This window comes from Streptomyces phyllanthi, from assembly GCF_009377205.1.
Taxonomy (GTDB): Bacteria; Actinomycetota; Actinomycetes; order Streptomycetales; family Streptomycetaceae; genus Streptomyces; species Streptomyces phyllanthi.
The window spans coordinates 1-8,908 of record NZ_VJZE01000390.1; the positions used below are offsets into that span (position 1 = coordinate 1).

Genomic DNA, 8,908 nt, shown 5'->3' on the forward strand with positions numbered 1-8,908 from the left:
GGTCACGAGGGGAACTCCGCGGATGTCCCACCCGGCGCGGTGTCCCTGGCACGGCCGATGGAGACGGGTTCCATCGGACCGGAACTGGACTGGAACGCCGACGCCTGGCGCGAGGTGCGTACGCGCGCCCAGCGGGCCGGCCGCGCCTACATCTGGCTGAACCTCGTCGAACAGCGGCTGCGCGCGGTCGTGGCCGCTGTTCTGCGTCCCATCTACGAACCCGTCCACGGCGACGAGTGGGTGGTCGCCGCCGCCGGGCCCGCGGGACAGGAGTGGGTGCAGCGCGCGGTCGCCGTACGCGAGGTCAGCCGCCGCAAGGGCTATCTGCTGGACCCCGCCGACGACAACGTGCTCAGCTTCCTCACCCTGCCGCAGCTGCGCGAGCTGATGGTGCAGCACTGGCCGTGCTTCGAGCCGTACATCGACGAGCGGCGCGACGTGGAACTGGCCCTGGACGAGCTGGAGGTCACCCGGAACGTCGTCTCCCGCAACCGGGCCCTGTCGGAGGCCGTACTGGCCCAGGCCGAGCGGGCCTCGGCCCGGCTCCTTGAGATCCTCGGCGCGGGCAGCGACGTTCCCTCGGCGCGCCGGCTGCCGGTCGACGCCGTGGAGTCCCTGGTCGGCGACCGGTACGCGGACGTCGTGGGCGTGCACTCCGACCGTGTGCGGCTGCTGCGGCAGTTCCCGGCGGAGGACCTCTTCGGGGGCGCCCGTCGTCTGGACGCCATCGGAACGGGGCTGAACCTGCTCGTGCAGAACTTCTCCGGACGGCGCCTCGTACGGCTCGCGGAGTCGGGCTGCCGGGTACGGCTGCTGTTCCTCAACCCGGCGTCCAGCGCGGTGAAGCGGCGTGAGCGTGAACTCGGCATAAAGCGGGGCGAGTTGAGCCGCTCCGTCGAGATGAACATCCTGCACATGCGCCGGGTGCGGTCCAGGCTGCGGGATCCGGGCGCCTTCGAGATCCAGGTCTTCGACGAGACGCCGCGCTTCACGGCGTATCTCGTGGACGGCGACGGCTCGGACGGCATAGCGGTCGTCCAGACGTATCTGCGCCGCACCCGTGGGATGGAGGCGCCGGTGCTCGTGCTGCGCGGTGGCCAACGGCTCCTCAAGCCGGACGAGACCGGCGAAGGCGGGCTTTTCGAGACATACCGCGAGGAGTTCGAACTGACATGGGCGGACTCGCGGCCCGTCTCGTGACGGCACTCCTCCCGGTACCGCCTCTCCCGGTCGCGGGCCCTAAGCGGAATGCGGTCTTCGGATTGTCAGTGGCGCATGGGAGGGTGGAGGCCACTGGGGGAAAGCACCACCAAGAAGGGGGGCCACCATGGGCTGGCACCAGGAGCTGCTGATCGGCTTCGACCTGGAGACGACCGGCACGGACCCGCGCGAGGCGCGCATCGTCACGGCGGCGGTCATCGAGCTCAAGGACGGAAAGCCGCTGGGACGCCGGGAGTGGCTCGCCGACCCGGGCGTGGAGATCCCGGCGGACGCGGTGGCGGTGCACGGCATCAGCAACGAGCGCGCGGCGGCCGAGGGCAGCCCACCCGACCAGGTCGCCGACGCCGTCGCCGACGTCCTCGTCACGTACTGGAGGACGGGAGTACCGGTCGTCGCCTACAACGCGGCCTTCGACCTCACCCTGCTCTCCGCCGAGCTGCGCCGCCACGGCCTGCCGTCACTGAGCGAGCGGCTCGGCGGTCTCGACCCGGCGCCCGTCATCGACCCGTACACCATCGACCGCTCCGTGGACCGCTACCGGCGCGGCAAGCGGAACCTCGAAGCCGTCTGCACGGAGTACGGGGTCGCGCTCGACTCCGCCCACGACGCCTCGGCGGACGCCCTGGCCGCGGCCCGGCTCGCCTGCGCGATAGCCGCCCGCCACTCCAAGGTCGCCGCCCTCGGCCCGGCGGAGCTGCACCGCCGCCAGATCGAGTGGTACGCGCAATGGGCGGCGGACTTCCAGGACTTCCTGCGCCGCAAGGGCGACACGGACGCGGTCGTCGACGCCTCCTGGCCGCTGCGGGAACTGGCGGACGAGCGGGTCGTCTAGTGTCACAGCACTAGGCCCTGCCGGCCTGCACGGGGGACGGGCTCGCGATGTGTTCCACCCGTGGCCGGGCGACCCGGGCGTAGTCGGCGCCGGAGAGGGCCAGGGACCGGTCGAGGCGGGCCGCGTTGAAGTACAGCAGCGGCCGGGCCACGACCGCGGGGTCGGCGACGAGTTCGAGGTCGGGATCGAAGCTGAACGGCAGCACGGTGCCCGGGATCGCACGGGCCAGCCGCTCCGCGGTCTCCGCGTCCGAGAAGCCGACGTAGCGGGCCGCGAACAGCGCGCGCACCGCGTCGAGATCCACGCGCCGGTCCCCGGGGACGACCGCGAGGACATGCCGGGTGGTCTTCCGGTCGGTCCTGACCCTCAGCACGATGCACTTCGCGGCCTCGGAGGCCGGGTGGCCGCGCAGCGCGCACACCGACTCGGTGGTGCCCTCGGGCTCGTGGTCGATGAGGCGGTAGTCGACGGAGGAGGCGTCGAGCAGCTCGATCAGGCGTTCGTACGTGTCGTGCTCGGGCATGCGGGTTCCTGTTCGGTGCGGTGGACGGGGGCCAAGTCGCGATGGCGCCGTTCGACGGTCTGGCCCCAGTAGGTGCCGGTGACCATCAGGGCCGCGCCCAGAGCGGTGAGGAGCGTGAAGCGCTCGCCGGCGAGGGCGATGCCCACGGCGGCGGCCCAGATCGGTTCGGTGCCCAGCAGCAGGCCGGCCCGGCTGGCGGAGGTGCGCTGCACCGCCCACGTCTGCGCCAGGAAGGCGAACACGCTGCAGAACAGGGCGAGGTAGAGCAACTGGAGCCAGGTGGCCGTGTCGGCCCGTACCAGGGTGGGCAGGTCGCGCGCGGCGAGCGGGAGGAACAGCGCGGTGCCGACGACGGTCTGCACGGTCGTCAGGTGCAGCGGCCGTACCGCCCGGCCGGCGGTGAGCCGTCCGACGAGTGCCACATGGGCCGCCCGCACCACCGCGGCGCCGAGCATCAGCAGATCGCCGCTCCGGGGCGCGTGGAAGCCGTTGCCGGACATGAGGAGGGCCACGGCCACCACACACAGTCCGGCGGCGGCGTAGAAGGCCGGGGGCAGACCGCCGGGGTGGCCCGAGCGGTCCAGGAGAGGGGTGAGGACGATGGTCAGGCTGATGATCAGCCCCGCGTTGGCGGCACTCGTGTGGGCGACACCGTAGGTCTCCACGAGCAGCACGGCGGCCTGGGTCACCCCGAGCGGCAGTCCGGCCCGTAGCTCGTCGCGCGTCCAGAGCCGGGCGGGTCCTCGGCGGACGGACGCCGGGCCGAGACAGCCGAGGCAGGCGAACGCGGAGAGCGCGTAACGGGCGAACAGGACCAGCAGGACGGGCAGGGCCGCGGTGGCCGTCTGGGCGGACAGATAGCTGGAACCCCAGACGAGCGCGACCACGAGGAGTACCGCATCGGTACGGCGGGCATCGGGCACGCGCCTACCGTGCACCGGAGACGTCCCTGAAGCCCAGCACCAGTTCCTAAAGCGATCTTTCAGTTTCCCTGCACGGTCTTCCTACACTGAGGAGGTGGACGAACGGCAACTGCGGATCCTGCGTGAGCTGGGCGAACTGGGCAGCGTCACCGCTGTGGCCGAGGCGCTGCTCGTGACACCGTCGGCGATCTCGCAGCAACTCCGGTTGCTCCAGCGCTCGATCCCCGTCCCGCTCACCGAGCGGCACGGGCGGCGCCTGGTGCTCACCGAGGCCGGGCAGGCGCTGGCGGGCGCGGCCATCGAGGTGGAGACCGCGCTGGCGCGGGCCCGGCACACGGTCGACGAGTTCGTCGACCGGCCGGACGGCGAGGTGTCGGTGGCCGCCTTCCACAGCGCGGGCGCCGCCTTCTTCCCGCTGCTGCTGCGTGGTCTCGCCGCACCCGGTGGGCCCCGGCTGGCGCTCGCCGACGAGGACGTCGCCCAGGACGACTTCCCACGCCTCACCCGTACGTACGACCTCGTGCTCGCCCACCGCCTCGACCACGCCCCGCCCTGGCCGCGCACGGTGACCGCGACCACGCTGCTGCACGAGCCGCTCGACGTCGCGCTGCCCGCCGACCACCCGCTGGCCGGCAAACGGCGGCTGACTCCGCGGGACGTGGCCGACCAGCCCTGGATCACCGTGCATGAAGGCTTCCCGGTCATGGCGACCATCGAGGCCATCGCGGCGGCGGCGGGCCGGCGCCTCAGTCTCGTCCATCGCATCAACGAGTTCGCGGTCGCCGCCGAGGCCGTGGCCGCCGGGGGAGGGCTCGCCCTGATGCCACGCTGGACCATGCGCCCGCACCCCGCGCTGGTCCTCCGGCCGCTCAGCGGAGTGCGGGCCAGACGCCATGTCGACGCCCTCCACCGCCCCGAGCGCACCGCCCGCAGAGCGGTCCGCACGGTCCTGGCCGAACTCCGCCGTGCCGCCGCGATGATCCGCGACCGGGACACCGACGCTCCCTCAGGGGCGTGACCTCAGAGCCTGTGTCATATCCCCGGCCGGGCGTGCGACGCCTGGCACGCACGCTCGCCGCGTTGCCGAAACGCCCACGTGACTCCTCCCCCACTCTCGGCTTCGCTCGAGCGGGGGGACCCCCATCGAGGGCGCTCCGGCGCCTTGCGATTGCACGCACCAGACGCCGCGCGCTGATCCGACCGGGGATATGACACAGGCTCTCAGAACGGATACCACCGCACCGTCTCGTCCCCGTCCCGCAGTGACGCCACCCGGCGTCCGAACTCGGCCAGGGCCTTCGGACTGGCCGGGGCGTGCTGGGCGACCCAGGCGCAGCTGGCCGTCTCCCGGGAACCCCGGAGCACGGCGCACCCCTCCCACGTGCGGACGTCCCAGCCGTACGCGGCCGTGAACGCGTCGTACGCCTCCGCCGGTAGCCCGTAGCGGTCGCGGGAGAGGGCCATGACGACCAGGTCGTGCTCGCGCAGATCGACGGAGAAGGTCTCCAGATCGACCAGGACCGGGCCGTCGGGGCCGACGTGGACGTTGCGGGGGAGGGCGTCGCCGTGGATCGGGCCGGTGGGCAGGTGCGGTACGAGCGCGGCGGCCGACGCGGCGAAACCGTCGCGGCGCTCGCGCAGCCAGTCCGCGTCCGCGGGGTCGATCGCGTCGCCCGCGAGCCGCAGCCAGCGCTCCACCCCGCCCAGCAGCTCCCGGCGTGGCAGGGCGAACGGCGGGGCGGGCAGCGCGTGCACCGACCGCAGCAGTTCGGCCAAGTCGCGGGGCTCGGCGGGCCGTACCGCGTCGGGCAGCCGGTGCCACAGCGTCACCGGGTGACCGTCCACCAGCCGCGGTGCGGTCTCGGCGGCCCGGACGGCCGGGACGTCCGCCCCGGCCAGCCAGTGCGCGACCTCCAGCTCCCGGCGGGCGCGGTCGAGGAGCTCGGCGTCGCGGCCCACCTTGACCACCAGGTCACCGGCCGCGAACACCGCGTTCTCACCGAGGGCGAGCAGCTCCGCGCCCCGCCCCAGCCCGGCCTCGGCGAGTACTGCCCGCGCCCGTGCCTCGTCCATCCCGCGCCCTTCGTCGTGTGACCGCGCGTACGCCGCTTCCGATGTCCGCACGCACGTCGTCTCCGTACCGCCCGTACCCGCCGTATCGGCTGTCGTGTTCCCGCCAGTGTCGCATTCGCACAGGTAGGACGGCCTGCGCGGTGCCTTGACGGTCTGACCCGGCGTCAGCACCATGACGGAGGCCGCCCGGACGGCCAGAACACCAGGAGCCGCCCACACCGTCACAAGCCGACCGGAGGAGCCGATTCCGTGCCGCTGGCGACCGAGCCGAGGCGACCACCGCGACCCCGCCCGACGAAGGGCGCGCCCCGTGCGGGACGGGACCGTCGCGTCCTCGACCGCGGCGCCTGGTTCCTCGTCCTGCCCGCGCTGCTGCCCATCCTGGTACTGAGCGTCGGACCGCTGCTGTACGGCATCGCGCTGGCGTTCACCGACGCCCAGTCGGGGCGGACCGAGCCCACCCAGTGGATCGGGACGCTCAACTTCCAGGATCTGGCGAAGGACACACTGTTCTGGGAGTCCTTCAGGATCGGTCTGCTCTGGGCGGTCGGCGTCACCGTGCCGCAGTTCCTGCTGGCGCTCGGGCTCGCCCTGCTGCTCGACCAGGACCTCCGGCTGCGCCGGCTGGCACGGGCGCTCGCGATCATCCCGTGGGCGATGCCCGAGGTCGTCGTCGGCGTCATGTGGCGGCTCGTCTACAACCCGGACGCCGGCATCCTCAACGAGACCCTCCGCGACCTGGGCCTCGGCGACGGCCGCGACTGGCTCAGCGGCCTCGCCACCGCCCTGCCCGCGGTCATCGTGGTCGGCGTCTGGGCGGGCATGCCCCAGACCACGGTCGCCCTGCTCGCCGGACTGCAGAACACCCCGCGCGAACTCCACGAGGCGGCCGCGATGGACGGCGCGGGCGCCTGGCGGCGCTTCCGTACGGTGACGTGGCCCACGCTCAGACCGGTTGCGTTCGCCATCACGGCGCTGAACTTTATCTGGAACTTCAACTCCTTCGCCCTCGTGTACGTGCTCACGAACGGCGGGCCCGGTGGCCGCACCCGGCTGCCCATGCTGTTCGCGTACGAAGAGGCCTTCGGCTACGGGCAGTTCGGGTACGCGGCGGCGATGGGGTGCGTGATGGTGGCGGTGATCTCGGTGGTCCTCGCGTTCCGTCTGGCCGGCCGGCTCAGGGCGGGAGGTGAGGAGGCGTGAGGACCCGGAGGACCGCCCGCGCGGGCCAGTACCTCGCGCTGCTCGCCTATCTCGTGTTCCTCGCCTTCCCCTTCCTCTGGCTGGTCTCCACCGCCTTCAAACCGCCGCGCGAACTGGGCAGCCTGCACCCCACCTGGATCCCGAAGGACCCCACCCTCGCCAACTTCCGCCAGGCCTTCGGTGAACAGCCCCTGCTCGACGCGCTGTTCAACTCCCTGGTCGCGGCGCTCGGAGCGGCGGTCGTCGCCGTGCTGATCGCGACCCCGATGGCGTACGTCATGGCCCGGCACCGCACCCCGCTCGCGCGGGCCGCCACCGGCTGGGTCGTGGTCAGCCAGGCGTTCCCGTTCGTGCTGGTGATCATCCCGCTGTTCCTGGTGCTGAAGAACCTCCGGCTGATCAACTCCGTTCCCGGGCTGGTCATGGTGTACGTGGTGTGGGCGCTGCCGTTCGCGCTGTGGATGCTCGTCGGGTACGTACGGGCCGTGCCGCCCGAACTGGAGGAGGCCGCCGCGGTGGACGGCGCGGGGCGGCTGCGGACGCTGGTGTCGGTCACGGCGCCGCTGCTCGCGCCCGGCATCGTGGCGACCGCGCTGTTCGCCTTCATCACCGCGTGGAACGAGTTCTTCTTCGCGCTCGTGCTGCTCAAGAGCCCTCAGAAGCAGACCCTGCCGGTCGTCCTCACGCACTTCATCGGCGCCGAGGGCGTGGCGGACCTCGGACCGCTCGCCGCCGCGGCGTTCCTCGCGACCCTGCCCTCCCTCGTGATCTTCGCGCTGATCCAGAAGCGGATCACGGGCGGCATGCTCGCCGGGGCGGTGAAGAGCTGATGCGCGCACGCCTGCTGGCCGCGGTCCTCCTGCTGCTCCTCGCGGGCTGCTCGTCCGGCGGCGGCCGGGACGACGGCCGGATCACCCTCCGCTTCCAGTCCCTGGCCTGGCAGGAGGAGTCCGTCGCCGTCAACAAGGAGCTGGTGGCGGAGTGGAACGCCACGCACCCGGACGTCAGGGTGGAGTACGTCCAGGGCAGTTGGGACGGCGTCCACGACCAGCTGCTCACCTCCTTCGAGGGCGGCGAGGCGCCCGACATCATCCATGACGCCTCCGACGACCTGGCCGACTTCGCATACGGCGGCTACCTCGCCGACCTGCGCGAACTGCTGCCCGAGCGGCTCAAGTCCGACATCCCCGAGCGGAGCTGGCGGACGACGACCTTCGGGGACGGGATCTACGGGGTGCCGTTCCTCCAGGAACCGCGCGTGCTGATCGCCAACGCCACCTGGCTGAGGGAGACGGGCGTACGCGTCCCGACCCCCGAGCAGCCGTGGACCTGGGACGAGTTCCGGTCCGTGACGAAGGAGCTGAGCGGCGACGGGAAGTACGGCGTTGCCTGGCCGCTCAAGGAGCCGGTCTCGGCCACGCTCAACCTGTCGCTCTCCTCCGGTGGCCTGCTGTTCCACCGGGGCGCGGACGGCAAGGTGGAGATCCGCTTCGGGGCCGCCGACGAGGTCGTCCCGCGGACCGTGCACGACCAGGTGAACACCGACCGCAGCGCGTCGGGCACCACGCTCGGCATGGGCGGCTCCGACACGCTGCCCGGCTTCTTCGGCGGCCGGTACGCGATGGTCCCGCTCGGGTTCTCGTACCGTCAGCAGATCGCGCAGCAGGCGCCCGAGGGCTTCGACTGGCAGGTGCTGCCCGCCCCGGCCGGCGCCGACGGGCTCGCCCAGGGCGTGAGCCCGCAGACGCTGTCGATCGCCGAGGACAGCCCGCACCGGCGGGAGGCCGCCGCGTTCATCGACTTCATGCTCCGGCCCGGGAACATGGTCCGTCTCGCGCTCGGCGACTGGATGCTGCCCACGGGTACGGAGGCGCTGGAGGACCCGGCCCTGCGCACACGTAAGCACGACTGGGCCACCGGCACGGCCCTCGCCGCGCACCTTCGCCCGGCACCCGCCCAGTCGGTGCGCGGCTACCCGGAGTGGAAGGACAAGGTCGCCACGCCCGCCCTCCAGGAGTACTACAGCGGGGCGATCGGCCTGGAGGAGCTGCGCGAACGGCTGGTGGAGGACGGGAACCTGGTGCTGGCCCGCTACCAGCGGTGAGAGGCGGCGCGGGGCGAGGGGTGGTGCGG

Annotated in this window: 9 protein-coding genes; 6 read left to right on the top strand and 3 right to left on the bottom strand. The window is 72.5% G+C overall.

The genetic code is table 11. The annotated features are described in order from the left end of the window. Window positions 1-1,200: SAV2148 family HEPN domain-containing protein (locus FNH04_RS35385; protein ID WP_152789947.1), on the top strand; the 1,200-nt coding region annotated here is incomplete at its 5' end. Window positions 1,201-1,327: 127 nt separating this feature from the next. Next, entirely contained in the window at window positions 1,328-2,053 is a 726-nt protein-coding gene (locus FNH04_RS35390) for a 3'-5' exonuclease (protein WP_152789948.1), read from the top strand. A 10-nt stretch (window positions 2,054-2,063) separates the two neighbouring features. Here the strand turns inward: FNH04_RS35390 and FNH04_RS35395 are convergent, their stop codons facing one another. Then, the gene (locus FNH04_RS35395) at window positions 2,064-2,576 is read right to left on the bottom strand and encodes a YbaK/EbsC family protein (protein WP_152789949.1); all 513 of its coding nucleotides are present in this window, start codon (window positions 2,574-2,576) and stop codon (window positions 2,064-2,066) included. Then, a complete protein-coding gene (locus FNH04_RS35400) occupies window positions 2,546-3,499 on the bottom strand; it encodes a DMT family transporter (RefSeq protein WP_322724764.1) in 954 nt (317 codons plus the stop codon). Before FNH04_RS35400 ends, FNH04_RS35395 begins: the two co-directional genes overlap by 31 nt. Before the next feature lie 94 nt (window positions 3,500-3,593). On the opposite strand from FNH04_RS35400, the gene FNH04_RS35405 reads away from it, so the two are divergent. Then, entirely contained in the window at window positions 3,594-4,517 is a 924-nt protein-coding gene (locus FNH04_RS35405) for a LysR family transcriptional regulator (protein ID WP_322724765.1), read from the top strand. Window positions 4,518-4,720: 203 nt separating this feature from the next. Here the strand turns inward: FNH04_RS35405 and FNH04_RS35410 are convergent, their stop codons facing one another. Then, window positions 4,721-5,572, bottom strand: coding sequence for a phosphotransferase enzyme family protein (locus FNH04_RS35410; protein ID WP_152789953.1), 852 nt, complete (start codon window positions 5,570-5,572; stop codon window positions 4,721-4,723). A gap of 249 nt (window positions 5,573-5,821) precedes the next feature. On the opposite strand from FNH04_RS35410, the gene FNH04_RS35415 reads away from it, so the two are divergent. From FNH04_RS35415 to FNH04_RS35425, 3 genes are read left to right on the top strand one after another with little or no spacing between them, the layout of a single operon-like run. Continuing rightward, window positions 5,822-6,775, top strand: coding sequence for a carbohydrate ABC transporter permease (locus FNH04_RS35415; protein WP_322724767.1), 954 nt, complete (start codon window positions 5,822-5,824; stop codon window positions 6,773-6,775). Next, window positions 6,772-7,605: a carbohydrate ABC transporter permease gene (locus tag FNH04_RS35420; RefSeq protein WP_322724768.1), complete on the top strand. Its 834-nt coding sequence runs from the start codon at window positions 6,772-6,774 to the stop codon at window positions 7,603-7,605. Before FNH04_RS35415 ends, FNH04_RS35420 begins: the two co-directional genes overlap by 4 nt. Then, entirely contained in the window at window positions 7,605-8,879 is a 1,275-nt protein-coding gene (locus FNH04_RS35425) for an ABC transporter substrate-binding protein (RefSeq protein ID WP_152789951.1), read from the top strand. Before FNH04_RS35420 ends, FNH04_RS35425 begins: the two co-directional genes overlap by 1 nt. Window positions 8,880-8,908: the final 29 nt, after the last annotated feature.

What these genes read in the sequence shown, in the direction of transcription:
- FNH04_RS35390 (WP_152789948.1), top strand. Translation starts at nt 1,328, where the DNA reads ATGGGCTGGCACCAGGAGCTGCTGATCGGCTTCGACCTGGAGACGACC.
- FNH04_RS35395 (WP_152789949.1), bottom strand. Translation starts at nt 2,576, where the DNA reads ATGCCCGAGCACGACACGTACGAACGCCTGATCGAGCTGCTCGACGCC.
- FNH04_RS35410 (WP_152789953.1), bottom strand. Translation starts at nt 5,572, where the DNA reads ATGGACGAGGCACGGGCGCGGGCAGTACTCGCCGAGGCCGGGCTGGGG.
- FNH04_RS35425 (WP_152789951.1), top strand. Translation starts at nt 7,605, where the DNA reads ATGCGCGCACGCCTGCTGGCCGCGGTCCTCCTGCTGCTCCTCGCGGGC.